The sequence below is a fragment of the Dyella sp. NPDC103356 genome, from assembly GCF_055584465.1.
Genome location: NZ_JBVJLZ010000012.1, coordinates 26,547 through 41,539, shown reverse-complemented (window position 1 = coordinate 41,539; position 14,993 = coordinate 26,547). Strand labels below are relative to the sequence as shown.

Annotated in this window: 11 protein-coding genes; 3 read left to right on the top strand and 8 right to left on the bottom strand. The window is 61.3% G+C overall.

Translation table 11 applies throughout. From position 1 onward, the window contains the following. Positions 1 to 64 precede the first annotated feature (64 nt). The 8 genes from fliE to ACZ6WW_RS21355 form a co-directional block, all read right to left on the bottom strand. Positions 65 to 397, bottom strand: coding sequence for a flagellar hook-basal body complex protein FliE (gene fliE / locus ACZ6WW_RS21390; RefSeq protein ID WP_281849958.1), 333 nt, complete (start codon positions 395 to 397; stop codon positions 65 to 67). A 138-nt stretch (positions 398 to 535) separates the two neighbouring features. Continuing rightward, entirely contained in the window at positions 536 to 1,969 is a 1,434-nt protein-coding gene (locus ACZ6WW_RS21385) for a sigma-54 dependent transcriptional regulator (protein WP_281849959.1), read from the bottom strand. Positions 1,970 to 2,358: 389 nt separating this feature from the next. Continuing rightward, entirely contained in the window at positions 2,359 to 2,913 is a 555-nt protein-coding gene (locus tag ACZ6WW_RS21380; RefSeq protein ID WP_465275999.1) for a PilZ domain-containing protein, read from the bottom strand. Positions 2,914 to 3,013: 100 nt separating this feature from the next. Beyond that, positions 3,014 to 3,319: a flagellar protein FliT gene (fliT, locus tag ACZ6WW_RS21375; RefSeq protein ID WP_465275998.1), complete on the bottom strand. Its 306-nt coding sequence runs from the start codon at positions 3,317 to 3,319 to the stop codon at positions 3,014 to 3,016. Continuing rightward, on the bottom strand, positions 3,316 to 3,750 hold the full coding sequence (fliS, locus tag ACZ6WW_RS21370) for a flagellar export chaperone FliS (protein WP_465275997.1): 435 nt from the start codon (positions 3,748 to 3,750) through the stop codon (positions 3,316 to 3,318). Before fliS ends, fliT begins: the two co-directional genes overlap by 4 nt. Positions 3,751 to 3,769: 19 nt before the next feature. After that, on the bottom strand, positions 3,770 to 5,263 hold the full coding sequence (fliD, locus tag ACZ6WW_RS21365; RefSeq protein WP_465275996.1) for a flagellar filament capping protein FliD: 1,494 nt from the start codon (positions 5,261 to 5,263) through the stop codon (positions 3,770 to 3,772). A gap of 198 nt (positions 5,264 to 5,461) precedes the next feature. Further along, positions 5,462 to 6,664: a flagellin N-terminal helical domain-containing protein gene (locus tag ACZ6WW_RS21360; RefSeq protein WP_465275995.1), complete on the bottom strand. Its 1,203-nt coding sequence runs from the start codon at positions 6,662 to 6,664 to the stop codon at positions 5,462 to 5,464. Between the two features lie 462 nt (positions 6,665 to 7,126). Next, entirely contained in the window at positions 7,127 to 8,329 is a 1,203-nt protein-coding gene (locus ACZ6WW_RS21355) for a flagellin N-terminal helical domain-containing protein (RefSeq protein WP_465275994.1), read from the bottom strand. A gap of 427 nt (positions 8,330 to 8,756) precedes the next feature. On the opposite strand from ACZ6WW_RS21355, the gene ACZ6WW_RS21350 reads away from it, so the two are divergent. From ACZ6WW_RS21350 to ACZ6WW_RS21340, 3 genes are read left to right on the top strand one after another with little or no spacing between them, the layout of a single operon-like run. After that, entirely contained in the window at positions 8,757 to 9,893 is a 1,137-nt protein-coding gene (locus ACZ6WW_RS21350) for a DegT/DnrJ/EryC1/StrS family aminotransferase (protein WP_465275993.1), read from the top strand. Continuing rightward, the gene (locus ACZ6WW_RS21345; RefSeq protein ID WP_465275992.1) at positions 9,890 to 10,462 is read left to right on the top strand and encodes an acyltransferase; all 573 of its coding nucleotides are present in this window, start codon (positions 9,890 to 9,892) and stop codon (positions 10,460 to 10,462) included. The genes ACZ6WW_RS21350 and ACZ6WW_RS21345 overlap by 4 nt, the downstream gene beginning before the upstream one ends. Positions 10,463 to 10,495: 33 nt before the next feature. After that, complete coding sequence (locus ACZ6WW_RS21340; protein ID WP_465275991.1) at positions 10,496 to 14,032, top strand: glycosyltransferase; 3,537 nt, start codon at positions 10,496 to 10,498, stop codon at positions 14,030 to 14,032. Positions 14,033 to 14,993 lie beyond the last annotated feature (961 nt).

Genomic DNA, 14,993 nt, shown 5'->3' with positions numbered 1-14,993 from the left:
GCTCAATCGTTAGCTTGGGTTGACGAAGGATGTGCGGCTCTTGTTCGGCGATTGCATGGATCGATTACATGGACATGTTCATGATGTCTTTGTAGGCATCGAGCAGCTTGCTGCGCACCGCGGTGACCGCGCGCAAGGAAAGGTCGGCTTTCTGCATCTGCACCATGGTGGACGCCAGGTCCGAACCCGGATCGCCGCGTTCGAAGCTCGCCGCCATCTGGCCGGCCTGCATCTGCGTATTGCCCACGGCCGAAATCGATTGCTTGAGCAATGCGCCGAAATCCATGCCCTGGCTGGCGGCCGGCGTGGTGCTGCTGAAGCTCGTCTCGGGCATGCGCACCTGCGTGGACATCTGGCGCATTTGCGATAGCAGGCTATTGACGTCGATCTGGCTCATGTCGAAATTCCAACGCTATGGGTGTTCACAGGTGTTAAAAGCACAAGCCGTGCCAGTGTTACGTCGCGTGTCGAAGATGCGTCACACGACTTACCCGTTACACCGCAAAATCCCCTAGAAACATGCACTCTCGTGCGATTACCCGTGCACCGACAGCATCGGCTGCAAGCCGTACTTGCGCAGTTTTTCCACCAGTGTCGTGCGTTGCATACGCAGCAGCTTTGCCGCGTGCGCCACCACACCGTCGGTGGCGTCAAGCGCCTGACGGATCAGCCCGATCTCGATATCCGCCAGGTGATCCTTCAAATCCAGGCCGCCTTCTGGCAGCTGCACCGCTGAGTCGATGGTCTGCGTGGCGCCCATGGGGGTGCCGATCACATGACGGTCGTCCATCAGCGACATCAGTGCCACGCCGCCGACTTCATCGCTGCTGACCGTGCCGCGATACTTCTCCGGCAGGTCGGCTGCGCGCACTTCGCCATGCGGGTAGAGAATGGCCAGGCGTTCGACCAGGTTGGACAGCTCGCGCACATTGCCCGGCCAGCTATGGCTGCGCAGCGCATGCATCGCACCATTGCTGAAGCGCACGCCATCCAAGCCGCGTCGCAACAGGCGCTGATTGAATTCCTCGATCAGCTCCGGCAGATCGTCCAGGTGCTCGCGCAAGGCGGGCATCTCCAGCGGGAACACGCTAAGGCGGTAGAAAAGATCTTCACGGAAGCGACCGTCGGCGATCGCCTGCTCCAGGTTGCGGTGCGTGGCGGCGATAATGCGCACGTCGCAACGCTGGGTCTTGTTGCCGCCGACACGCTCGAACATGCGCTCCTGCAGCACGCGCAGCAATTTCACCTGCATCGGCAGGCTCATGTCGCCGATTTCGTCGAGGAACAGCGTGCCGCCCTCGGCCATTTCGAAGCGGCCCTTGCGGGTGCTGATGGCACCGGTGAAGGCACCCTTTTCGTGGCCGAACAATTCGCTTTCGAGCAGTTCGGCGGGAATCGCGCCGCAGTTGATCGCCACAAAAGGACGATCGCGACGCGGCGAGCAATCGTGAATGGTACGCGCCACCATTTCCTTGCCGGTGCCGGACTCGCCCAATACCAGCACGCTGGAATCGAACGGAGCCACCTGGCGGATCAACGCATTGACCCGCCCCATCGGCGATGAGCGGCCGACAAAGCGGGCACGCCCCTGGGCTGCGCTGATCTGTCGTGCATGCAGGCTACGCATCGCCTCGGCGACCTGCTCGTAGCGCAGCGGAAATTCGAGCCGCTCGACCCGACCGGCGAACGGCGAGTCGTTGCCGGCGAGGCGGATGGTTTGCGGCGAATCGGATGCGAGCAATAGCGGAATCGCACCAGCCTGTCCGCCGAGCGCACCGAGGCGCCGCTGCAGCTTGTTGTCGTCGACCACGTGACCGACGTAGACCGCCCGCCATTCCTGCTCAGCTGCCCTCTGCTCGGACAGTTCCGAGTCCAGCTGCGGGCGGTAGCCCAAGAAATGAAGCGCCGACATGACTGCGTCAGCTCGCCCCTGATCGGATTCAATCACCAGAAAGTCGGCGGTATCCATAATCGCTGCAGTTCCCAACTGTTGTACTCATCGTTCACGCCACATCCGTTGTCGCGCGTCGATCCCCCTTGCCCGTGTCGACTATCCGTCGCCGACACTGGGAGGCAGTGGCAAGACCTGCGCCAAAATTACTGCGTGGTCCAGCCTGAGTTCATAGGGATTTGCCGTTAGATCGTGACGGCCGCATCACTGGAAACGTTTACAAGGCCAAGTATTTGTATGATTTTACTAAGAAAATTTTTGCCTACTCGGCCACTTGGACAGCCAAATTGGCTGTCAGGAACTTGTCGCAGGCCACGTAATTGGTTTCGACCGACTGCTCATAGTGTGATGAGCATCACATGAGGTTGCCGGGAGTGAATCACATTCAGCGCGTGACGAAGTTCTTGTCAGGTCAGTGACTGACGCGCTTCGGCCACTTTGCGACGATGGTGACGAAACACGAAACGCTCGAGCCCGTCATTCACTGCCTCACCCAGCGATTCGAACAGCAGAAACGTCGAGCCCTGATCGGCGCCAGGATGTTGACGGACCGGCAATTCCAGCGGCAAAGCGCGGCAGGCATCGATATGCAGGCGAAGCAGTAGAGGACCGTTCGCTTGCGGCACAAGATCGCTGGAAACGAGCGCGCCCGTGGCGTTCAGGCGAATGCGCTGGCGTGCCGGCAATATGCTTTCGGGCACCAACAAGCGGGTGACGATATCCATCAATACATTGAGCTTGTTGTCGATGCGCGCAAGCTCCTGCACCAACGGACTTTCTTCATCGATGTCGCCACGGCGCTCCTCGAGCGAATCGAGCGTCGCGAGCACGTGCAGATTGCGCTCGCGAACTTCGGCCTGGCGTTTTTCGTCCCAGACACCGTCGAGCGTTACACATGCCAGATGCAAGCGGTCTTCATAGGAAACGCGCTCGGAAAACACCTGCCAGTCGTTGTCTTGCATGGAAATCCCCTATCGATGACGCGCGGCAATCAGGCCCGGGTGAAGCCTAGCGGCGATATCGTCGCTACGCACGCTGCCACGCGCAAACAAGAGGAATGACTCACGGCTCTTCGGACGACGCGATGTAAGCGCTGAGCGCGCGATGGGAATATTTATGTTGTTGCACCTGCTGATTGACCAGTTCCCTGGCCTGCTCGGCCAGATCCATCAGCTGCGCGTTCTGCTCGATCAGGATACGAACGATATCGGCACTGCGCTCATCGCGCGGATGCCCCATCCTGAGCTGCGCGTCGCGCTGCGGAGTCAATTCCTGCACACGATCCCATTCACCCGCGCGTGCGGCTTCGAGTGCCTTGATACTGAGTTCGTAAGCGAGCTCAAGCGGGATATGGGTCTGCTCGATCATGCGCCGGCACCTTCGGCCGCCTTGCGTTGCTGAGCCAGATAGCTTTCGCGGATCGCGTGCCAACTGTCGCGGATAGGTATCAGCAGGCGAGCGGCTTCGTCCAGCGCCCGAAGATCGTTATTGAGCTGCGCATGCAGCAGGCGGCGAGTGACATATTCATAGAGAGCGCCCAGACGCCCTGCCAATTCGCCACCCGCCTCATGGTTCAGGCTGCTGCGAAGCTCGGCCAGAATGGCCAGCGCCTTGGAGAAAGCTACGCCCTTGGCCGCCACGTCCTTATGATGGATATGACCGCGTGCCTGGTTGATCCGATCGAGCACGCCGTCGAGCAGCATCGAGGTCAGCTGATGCGGATCGGCGTCTTCCACTCCACCGCGCGCACCGGTCTGCTGGTACATCGAGCTGGCCTTGCGCATGAGTCCGTACGTCATTTCCCGTTCCCCCTTTCACTCACTTGGAATTGCCGGAATTTTCCAGCTGGGCCAAGGCGGTGGTGAGATAACTGCTGGTGTTGTTGAGTGAGGACATCAACGTGTCCAGGTTGGTGTATTGCTTCTGCAACTGGTCCTGATACTGCGCCATGCGGTTATCCAGCGCGGTCTGCTGGGTACCCAGCTGGGTCAGGTTGTTATTGAGGCTGGTGGTACGCGTGCCGATGATGCCGGTCGAGGACGTATAGGTGTCCAATGCGGCATTGAGCTTGGTCGCGTAACCGTTGGTGCCGGCAAACAGGTTCTGCACCGCATTCGGATCGGCGGTCAGCGCCGCGGTCAGCTTGTCCGAATCGAGGGTCATGGTGCCGTCGTCACCGCGCGTAATGCCCAGATTGGCCAGGGTGCCGATGCTGTTACCCGACACCGCCCCGCTCAGCACGCTCGATACGCTGCGCTCCACCGAAGTCATGGTGGTGTCGCCGAACAATGCGCCGATCGCCTTGGTACTGGGGTCGTAGTCGAGCTGCTGCACCGCCGTGTTATAGGCGTTGTAAGCGTCGACAACCCCCTGCACGGCGGTCTGCGCAGCCGTGTTGTCCTGAGTGACATTAAGCTTCGTGTCGCCAGTCTTGGTCAGTGCAATGGTCACGCCATTGAGCGCCCCGGTCACGCTGTTGCTGGCGCTGGTGATAGCGATGCCGTCGAGACTGAGCTTGGCGTCCTGGGCTTCGAAATTGCCCGGGGTGCTCAACTGGGTCGCCAGCGCGGTGAGCCCGTCGCTGCTGGTCGCGTTGGCACTGATGGTGAAGGCGTTGGCGACACCGGTCTTGCTGGAGCTGAGCTGCAATTGGGTGCCGTTGACACCGTTGATCACGGTGGCGACGACACCGGGGTTATTCGAGGCCTTGTTGATCGACGAGGCGATATCGGCCAGGGTCGCCGTGGAAGATACCGCCACATTGAAACTATTGGTACCCACGCCAATGGTCAGCGTACCTTCGCCGACTGCGGCCGTACTGGACAGCGTGCTGCTGGCGCGCTTCTGCGCGGTCGCAAGCTGGCTAACGTTGAGGTCGTAACTGCCCGGGACCGCGTTGCTCAACGTGGTCGCCGTGGCGATGGTGTTGTCGGTGGCGGTGGCATTGAAGCTGGCAAACGTGCTGGTCGTGGTGAGCTTGGCCAGCGCCGACTGCAACGTGGTGAGCGCGGAACTGAGCGAGCTCAGCGCCGTCAGTTGGCCTTTGATCTGATTGGTCTTGTTGTCGATCTGATTCTGCGACGCCGCTTTCTTGGCGTTGACCAGGGCGGTCACGATCGCGTTCACGTCCAGGCCGGAGCCGATGCCCGCTGCGCTCAGCGTGCCGCCGCTGGAGCTGCCCGTCCCGGTGGTACTGCCCGTGCCGCTGGTGCCACTCGTGCCGCTCGAGCCGGAAGAAGAGCCCGCGCCAAGTGCATTCAGCAAGGACGTAATGCTGCTGGTCGCCGAGCCTGTGCTGCTGGTGGTAGTCATGACAATCCTCACGTTCCGATAGATGGCCCCGTTCACCGGGATGCCGGCCCGATCACCGGAAAAGCAAACAACGGATCTGCATGCTTTTCCCGTAACCCGTCTTGCCAGTAGGACGACGTTGCCAGTCGCCGCTACCGTCACACTCCGGCCCTGCAGTCGACGGCGCCTTACTGCGCGCCGCCGACTTTCAAGAGTCGATTACTGCAGCAGCTTCAGCACCTGCTGCGGCTGCGTATTGGCCTGCGACAGCACCGAGATACCGGCCTGTTGCAGAATCTGCGCCCTGCTCAGGTTCGCCGTTTCCATGGCGAAGTCGACATCCTGAATAGTCGACTGCGAGGTGATCAGGTTGTCCTTCTCGGCGCTTAGCGTGGAGATGGTCGACTGGAAGCGGTTCTGGATCGCACCCAGATTGCTGGTCAACGTCGACACGGTGCCCAATGCCACGTCGATGCGCGAGATCAAGGCGTTGGAGTCGTCGACCGTCAGCACGCCGCCGCCCTGCAGGCTACCGCTGGCCACGGCTGTGACGGCCGTACCCGCGGTAGTCAGCGTGGAGGCACCATTTACCGAGGTGGCGCCGGCGAAGATACTGCCGGTAAATTTGGCAGTCGCATCGACTGCACCGGTGTCATCCAGAGAAACCGTGCCGGTCGAGTAGATGTTGATGCTCTTGCCGTCGGCGCTGACCGCGGCACTGGTGCCTGCCACGTTGGCGGCGTTGATCGCATCGGAAACGTCCTGCAGGCTGCTCGCCGTGCCGGTCAAGGCGACGGCCTTACCATCGGTACCGGTGAGGCTGATCTTGGACAGATCGAGCGTCAAGGCATTGCCATTGGCGTCCTTGAATGCGTCGCTGATGTCGACGGTCGACACATGAGCCACCTGGCCGAGCTGGCTGGTCTTGGCGCCGCTGCCCAGGGAGATCGAAATCGTCTGGCCGACATTGGAGCCGATCTGGAACGACAGCGTACCGGCCGAACCGTCCAGCACCTTGGTACCGTTGAAGTCGGTCTGGTTGGCGATACGGGTGATTTCCGACAGGCGCTGCTGCACTTCGGTATCGATCGCCTTACGGTCGTCGGCGGTGTAGTTGCCGTTGGCCGACTGCACGGCCAGGTCGCGAATCGCCTGCAGGTTGGAGGTAACTTCGTCCAGGGCCGACTCGGTGGTCTGAGCCAGGGAGATGGCGTCTGACGCGTTGGAGCTGGCCTGGCCGATACCGCCGATCTGCGTGCTGAAACGGGTGGAGATTGCGAAGCCTGCGGCGTTGTCCTTGGCGCTGTTGATTCTCAAGCCCGACGACAGACGCTGAGTAGCGGTCATCAATGCGCTCTGCGACTTGGACAGGTTGTTCTGTGCGTTCAGCGATGAAATGTTGGTGTTGATTACAAGTGACATGGTGTGCTCCCTGCGAAACCGATAGTCAGTCCATATGCGATGTCGAATCCGGCGGGATTCCTTGGGGTTTGCCATCCGCCTCGGAGAGTTTTTCGGCCCCCGCAGGCGATACTTGAGAGACACCCGTCGCATTTTTTTGACACCAGTTCGCTTTCCGGCAGCATCTGCAAGAGTGATGCCAGGGCTAAAGTTGCACTGATTCCGGTCTTGAATCGTCGATCGGATATTGCGCCGCCACTTTTTTGGCGTTGACCGAAGCGGTCACGATCCGTTGGATCCCACACATGGCCCTGTTCACAAGGCCCCAGCCAGACCACCGGAAAAGCATCCAACATCGTCTGGTTGCTTTTCCCGTAACCCGGTCTTACCGATAGCGGCGGCATTGCTCACCGCCGCTATCGTCATACTCCGGCTCTGTTATCGGTGACGCCTTACTGCGCGCCACCGATCTTGACGAGTCGGTTACTGCAGCAGCTTCAGCACCTGCTGCGGCTGCGAGTTGGCCTGCGACAGCACCGAGATACCGGCCTGCTGCAGGATCTGCGCCTTGCTCAGGTTCGCCGTTTCCGTAGCGAAGTCCGCGTCCTGAATGGTCGACTGCGAAGCGGTCAGGTTGTCCTGCTCGGCGCTCAGCGTGGAGATGGTCGACTGGAAGCGGTTCTGGATCGCACCCAGGTTCGAGGTCAGCGTCGACACCGAGCTCAATGCCACGTCGATGCGCGAGATCAGAGCGTTGGAGTCGTCGACCGACAGCACGTCGCCGCCCTGCAGGCTACCGCTGGCAGCGGCGGTGACAGCCGTGCCCGAGGTGGTCAGCGTGGACGAACCGTTCACCGAGGTGGCGCTGCCGAAGATCGAACCGGTCGCCGTGGCCGTACCCGAAGCGGCACCGGCGTCGCTCACCGTGATGCTGCCGGTCGAGTAGACGTTGATGCCCTTACCGTCGCCACTGACGGCAGCGGTGGTACCCGGGACGTTGGCCGCATTGATCGCGTCGGACAGATCCTGCAGGCTGTTGGCCTTGCCACTCAGGGTCACGGTCTTGCCGTCGGAGCCGGTCAGGCTGATCTTGGACAGGTCCAACGAGGTGGCGTTGCCGCTGGCATCCTTGAATGCACCGCTGATGTCGCCGGTCGACACTTCGGCCACCTGACCCAGCTGGCTGGTCTTGGCGCCGCCGCCCAGGGAGATCGAAATGGTCTGGCCGACGTTGGCACCGATCTGGAACGACAGCGTACCGGCCGAACCGTCCAACACCTTGGTGCCGTTGAAGTCGGTCTGGTTGGCGATGCGGGTGATTTCCGACAGACGCTGCTGCACTTCGGTATCAATCGCCTTACGGTCGTCGGCGGTGTAGTTGCCGTTGGCCGACTGCACGGCCAAATCGCGGATCGCCTGCAGGTTGGAGGTGACTTCGTCCAGGGCCGACTCGGTGGTCTGAGCCAGGGAGATAGCGTCCGAGGCGTTGGAGCTGGCCTGGCCGATACCGCCGATCTGGGTGGTAAAGCGGGTGGAGATCGCGAAGCCCGCGGCGTTGTCCTTGGCGCTGTTGATCTTCAGGCCCGACGACAGACGCTGGGTAGCGGTTGCCAGCGCGCTCTGCGACTTGGACAGGTTGTTCTGCGCGGTCAGCGACGAAACGTTGGTATTGATAACGAGTGACATGGTGTGTCTCCTACGGAACCGGTAGCCGGTCAAGATGTGTTTTGAATCCGGCGGGGATTCCTGATGGGTTGCCATCCGCCTCGGGGAATTTATCGGTCCTTGCCGACAATACTTGAGAGATATCGACGTCCCTTTTTGTCATCGACTCGCTTCGTGACCGCCCTCGCAAGAACGGCAGCAACGATTAAAGTTGCGCCGCCTGCTGCCGAGCACTCGCCCAAACGACTGGCCTGAAGCGTCTTTTCGCATCTGAAACTTCTTGCGTTGGCATCAAGCTTGCTCCCTACCCCTTGAGCAGCGCGTGGCGTGTCGGAAACCCGACACCACGCCTATGCGCCTTGCGACGCTTATTTGGCTTTAAGGGGGTACCAGCGATGCCATCGACCCAAGCAGCGACAAACGTCAGCGTCCTCGCGAGCGCAAGCGTATGAGCGCGCCGCGCATTCCCTTGCTGGTCGCGCAATTGCCCGACACCGACGCACTGATTCCTTATCTAAGGCAGATCGACAGCAATCGCTGGTACACCAACTTTGGTCCGCTGGTGCTGCAGCTCGAGCAGCGTTTCGCCGCCAGCTTTGCACCAACGTCGCTGGCGCCCACCGCGATAACCGCCTCGAACGGAACGGCCGGCCTGGAGCTGGCGCTGTGTGCGCTTGAACTCATGCAAGGCGCGCGCGTGTTGCTGCCGGCGTTGACCTTCGTCGCCACGGCGACATCGGTGATACGTGCCGGCTATCGCCCCTTGATCGGCGACGTGGACGCGGACACCTGGCTGCTTACGCCGGAAACCGCACGCGCTTATGCCGCACGGCACCGCGTGGACGCCGTGATGCCGGTGGCCACGTTCGGCAATCCGCAAGATGTGGAGGCCTGGGACAAATTCGTCGAAGACACCGGCATTCCGGTGATCATCGATGCGGCCGGCGCATTCGGCAATCAACGCGTCGGACGCCGTTGCCACGTTGTTTTCAGCCTGCATGCCACGAAAGCCCTGGCTGCCGGCGAAGGCGGGATGGTGGTCAGCTACGACCAGCAGCTGACCTCACTTGTGCGCCGCCTGAGCAATTTTGGGATCGACCTCGAGCGCGGCAGCCAGGTATTCGTCGCCGGCGAAAACGGCAAGCTCAGCGAGTACCACGCGGCAGTCGCACACGCCGCTCTCGACCAATGGCCGGTCGTGGTAGAACGGCGTCGTGCCGTACAGGCCCGCTATCAGCATATCCTGCAGCAACATTGTCCTGAGTTGCGAATGCAGCGCCGCGCCGAGAACGGCATCTATCCGATTCTCGTCGGCCTGCTTCCGCCCGGCCATCGGGCACGCGAACTTCAACCCGCGCTACTCGCGCGCGGTATCGAAACACGTCAATGGTATTGCCCCACGCTGGACCGCCACCCGGCTTTCGCCAGTTTTGCCGTCGGCCCTCTGCCGGTGGCGCACGAGCTGGCCGAACGCCTGATCGGCCTGCCGTTCTTCGTCGACATCGATGAGGAACAGATGCAACGCGTCGCGCAGGCGCTGGCCGAGCTTACGCAAGTCACATCTAACCAGGGAGCCTACGCATGAGCCTGCTCGATCCCGCCCAGATGGGCTTTCGAAAAGTCGGCCGCAACGTACGCATCTATGCCGGCGCCAAGATCATCGGCGCTGAATACATGACACTGGGCGACAACATCATCATCGATGACTTCGTCATGATCTATGCCCGTGCGCCCAGCGCCATCGGCAGCCACGTGCATATCGCGTCGTTCTGTTCGATCACCGGCGGCGGCGAGTTCGTGCTGGGCGATTTCAGCGGCCTGTCCTCCGGCGTGCGCGTCGTTACCGGCTCGGACGATTTCCTCGGCGGCGGCCTCACCAATCCGACCATTCCGGATGCTTATCGAAGCGTCCTGCGTTCGCATGTACTGGTCGGACGCCACGCACTCGTGGGTACGAACTCCGTGCTGCTTCCCGGCGCAGAAATAGGTGACGGTAGCGCCGTTGGAGCGGCCAGCCTGGTCAATCGTCCGATCGCCCCCTGGGGAGTCTACGTTGGAGCACCGGCTCGGCGCATACGCGAACGCCCGAGCGAAACCATCCTCGCGCAAGAGGCGGCGCTCGCCGCGAGCCATCCTTTTGTACGCGCCGCCTGAGCTGGCCGTCATCCCGACCGAGAACAAACGCCCATGAGCGGACCCGAACCGTCCATCCTGCAATCGCAGCTGAGCCAAGCACACCAACGCATCGAGCTGATGCAGCAGTTCTTCAGCGAGCATGGCCTGCGCGAAAAAGCTCGCGTGCGCGGACAGGACAAGCAGCGTCTGCGCGCCTTGCGAGAACTGCCCGGATACATCGACGCCTATCGCCCCGACCCGCTGATTTCGATCATCGTGCCGACCTACAACCGGGCCCGGATCATCATCGAGCGCACGCTGCCCAGCGTGCTGCGGCAGACCTATCCACATTGGGAACTCATCATCGTCGGCGACCGCATGGACCAGGACCAGGCGGACCTGCTGCGTGAGGCGACCGCAGACGACCCGCGCCTGCATTTTCATAATCTGAAGCAACGCGGGAAATATCCCGCGAACAAGGGACCATTGTGGTACGTGGCCGGCACCAAGCCGGTCAACTTCGGCCTTCGTTGCGCACGCGGCGCCTGGATTGCCCATCTCGACGACGACGACGAGTTCCTGCCCGATCATCTCGCATCGTTGCTGCAAGCGGCCCAGACCGCCCGTAGCGAATGGGCCCACGGCAAGGTGCAGTTCTACGACGACAACGGCGTCGAACAGACCGTGGTCGGTTCGCAAACGCCCATGCATGGCGCCATCGCCCGTATCGGCAGCCTTTACCATGCGGGCCTGAAGACCTTTCGCTACAACCCCGGCTGCTGGAAATATTTCTATCCCGGCGACTGGGACCTGTGGGAACGCCTGTTGGAAATGGGCGTACGCCATGTACACAACCATCGCATCGTGGCCATCCACCATGGCGACTATTTCCGTCGCGAAGTGATCGCGGACGAAGGCGCCATCAAATTTACCCGCCGGGTGCTCAGCCCCGATGAGGCCTATCGCGAATGGCTGGCGCAGCTCAAGCTCCGTCCGCCGCAGATAGCGCAGGCGCAGGAGCGCACCACGCAGCTGGCTATCGATGTCGTACTGATCGATACGACCGGCGACACTGCGGCCCTGCGCCGTAGTTTCGACAGCCTGTTGGCGCAGACGCACAAGCGTGTAGCCATCCATGTGCTTTCCAACCACGCGCCCGCCCTGCCCGACGGCATTGACGTCCAGCCGCTGCGCGGCGACGGGATCGAGCAATTCAACAGCCTGGCGAAACTCGGCCATGCCGACTGGCTCCTGCCGATCTGGGCGGGTGACGAACTGGCCGAACACGCCTTGTTGATCCTGGCCGACCATGCCCAGGCACAGCCGGAACTGTCGTGTTGCTATGTCGACGAAGACGCGTTGGGCAACGATGGCTACGAACAGCCGTTGCTCAAACCCGACGTCAATCTCGACCTTCTACGCAGCTATCCCTATATCGGCCGCACCTTGGCCGTGCGCCGGGATGCGCTGATGGAGCTTGGCGGTTGGGACACCCGGTTCGGCGCGCTCAGCCATGCGGACTTCCTGTTTCGCGTGATCGAACAACTCGGCCTGCCTGCGGTCGGCCATCTCCCGGAGGTGCTGTACCACGCTGGCACGCCTCACGCTTCCTGGCTGGCTCAACCCGCGGTAGCGGAACAGTCGTCGCAGGTCGTGCAGGCCCACCTGGAACGCCTCGGTATCGCGCACGAGCTGCATTCGGGCGGCCTTCCCGGGGTCAACCGCGTACGCTACCTGCATCAACACAAACCGCTGGTGTCGATCATCGTGCCGACGCGCGACCAGCTGCCGATGCTCAACGGCTTGATCGACAGCCTGATCGAACGCACCAGGTACGCGCGTTACGAACTGCTGATCGTCGACAACGATAGCCGCGAGCCGGCCGCCTGCGCGTACCTGGACGGCATCGCCAAGCTGGGCAGTGAGAAAATCCGCGTGCTGCGTTACCCGCACGCGTTCAACTATTCGGCGATCAACAACTTCGCGGTCGCACAGGCGCGTGGCGAATACCTGATCCTGCTCAACAACGACACCGCCGTTCTGCACGAAGACTGGATCGATGCCCTGCTCCATCATGCGCAGCGCCCGGAAGTAGGCATCGTCGGCGCCAAGCTGCACTACCCGGACGGGCGTATCCAGCATGGCGGTGTCGTGCTCGGTCTGCGTGGCCCCGCCGATCACCCGTTTATCCATGCGGAACCGGATGCGCCCGGCTACATGCAGCGTCTTCAGGTCGACCAGAACTACACGGCCGTCACCGCGGCCTGCCTAATGATTCGCCGCTCGGTCTACGAAGAGGTCGGCGGCCTCAACGAAGTCGATTTCAAGGTTTCCTATAACGATGTCGACCTCTGTCTGAAGGTACGCGAGGCCGGTTACCTTACCGTGTGGACACCCTACGCACGCCTCATGCACGAGGGCAGCGTCAGCCAGAAGAAAGTCGATACCGCGAGCCAGGAAGCGAAGGCGCTGCGCTTCCGTGGCGAGCAGAACGCGATGTATCGCAAATGGCTGCCCTTGTTGGCGCGAGATCCCGCCTATAACGTCAACCTCAGCCTGCACGACGAAGGTTTTCTGCTGTCGCCGCAGCGATCGATGGCATGGCAGCCGTTTTCGCAGCCACTGGCGCCACGCATATTGGCCCACCCGGCCGACAGCAATGGCTGCGGACACTACCGCGTCCGCCAGCCGTTCGCCGCCATGCAGGATGCCGGCCTGATCGAGGGTTGCATCACCGATCGCCTGCACCTGCCCACCACGATCGAACGCTTCGATCCGCAAGTCATTATTTATCAGCGTCAGCTCACCGACATACAACTGGAGTCCATCCAGCATGTCGCCGACCTGTCACGCGCATTCCGCATCTACGAGTTGGACGACCTGTTGACCAACCTGCCGCTGAAGAGCGCGCACCGCAACGAAATGCCCAAGGACATCCTCAAATCGCTGCGCAAGGCGATGAGCCTGGTGGATCGTTTTGTCGTATCCACGCCAGAGCTGGCGGACAAGTTCAGCTCGCTGCATGCCGATATCAGGGTCGTACGGAATCGTCTGCCGTTGAACTGGTGGGGCTATCTTCGAGTCGAACGCCAGCACAACGAAAAGCCGCGCGTTGGCTGGGCCGGTGGCCTCAGCCATCGCGGCGATCTCGAGCTGATTGCCGATGTAGTACGCGATCTGGCTGATGAAGTGGATTGGATCTTCATGGGCATGTGTCCAGACAAGCTCAAACCCTATGTGAAGGAGTTCCATCCTGGGGTGCGCATTCATGAATACCCCGCCAAGCTCGCCGCCTTGAATCTCGATCTCGCGCTGGCGCCGCTGGAAGAAAACCCCTTCAACGAATGCAAGAGTAATTTGCGCTTGCTTGAATATGGGATTTGCGGGTTTCCGGTGGTGTGCAGCGATATCGCCTGCTATCGCGATGATTTGCCGGTGACACGGGTGAAGAATCGGTACAAGGATTGGATGGGGGCTATTCGTATGCATCTGCTGGATCGGGATGCGACGGTGGCTGCCGGTGATCGGTTGCGGGATGCGGTGCGTGATGGGTGGATGTTGGAGGGGGGGAATTTGGTGAAGTGGAGGGAGGCTTGGACGCCTGGGTGATTTTGTGGGGACGCTTTTTTTGGGTCTTCGACGGTTTCCTAGTCATGTTCATGCTTCCCCTGCTTTGTCATTTCGGCGTTGGCCGGAAGCCTCTGACGTGAGCGCCTCGTTCTTGCCTGTGTGTTCGGGCGACCTGGCCGCTTACGCAGCGGGCGTTTCACTCGCCTGCCGGCGAGCGAGTCACTTTCTCTTTGCTGGCCCACGCTTGCGCGTAGCGCATGCGAACGGCGAACCCGGCCCGGAGGGCGGAGGACCTTTAGGTCCGGAGTAAAGAGAAAGTAACCAAAGAGAGAATGGCCTTTGGAGCCAGAGCTCTGAGCAGCATTGAGAGATACAACCGTTCGTGCCGTCTACTCGAATCGTCAGGGGACACTTCTGGCGCTTCTGAGGTACGCCGAATCTGTGCGCGAGGCGTCGTGATGCTGAGGACTTAAGGCGCTCCCTCACCCTCGCCTACCCCTCTCGTCATTCCGGCGAAGGCCGGAGGCGCTTTTCAACAGCGAAGCTGGTCATCCATGCCTCAGCGTTTCCGCTTGCGACACGTTGTCTGACAAGCGAGGGCCTGAGGAATGGATTCCGGCCTGCGCCGGAATGACGAATAGGAGAGATTAGAGCGAGATTGGAGGTCGATCTTCGCTCTTGGCAAGCGATGCGCAGCGAGCGGTCAGCTCTTCGGGCCCCCTCGGGAGCCGAGTGAGGTTTGGACGATCAGGCCCCGAAGGGGGCATCGACAGGACGTCGATGCCTTTAGGACGGGACACGGATGTCCCGTCCTAAAGCCCGGCCAAACCTCACGGTCCGAAGGACGGCGAACTAGGGGTGTCATTTCTTTGGTTATCTTTCTTTACTCCGGGCCTTACGGCCCTCCGCCCTTCGGGCCGGCTAACGCCGTTCGCACTGCGTGCGTGGACAAGCAAAGAAAGTAACTCGCGCGCCGGCAGACGGGCGAAACACGCCGCAG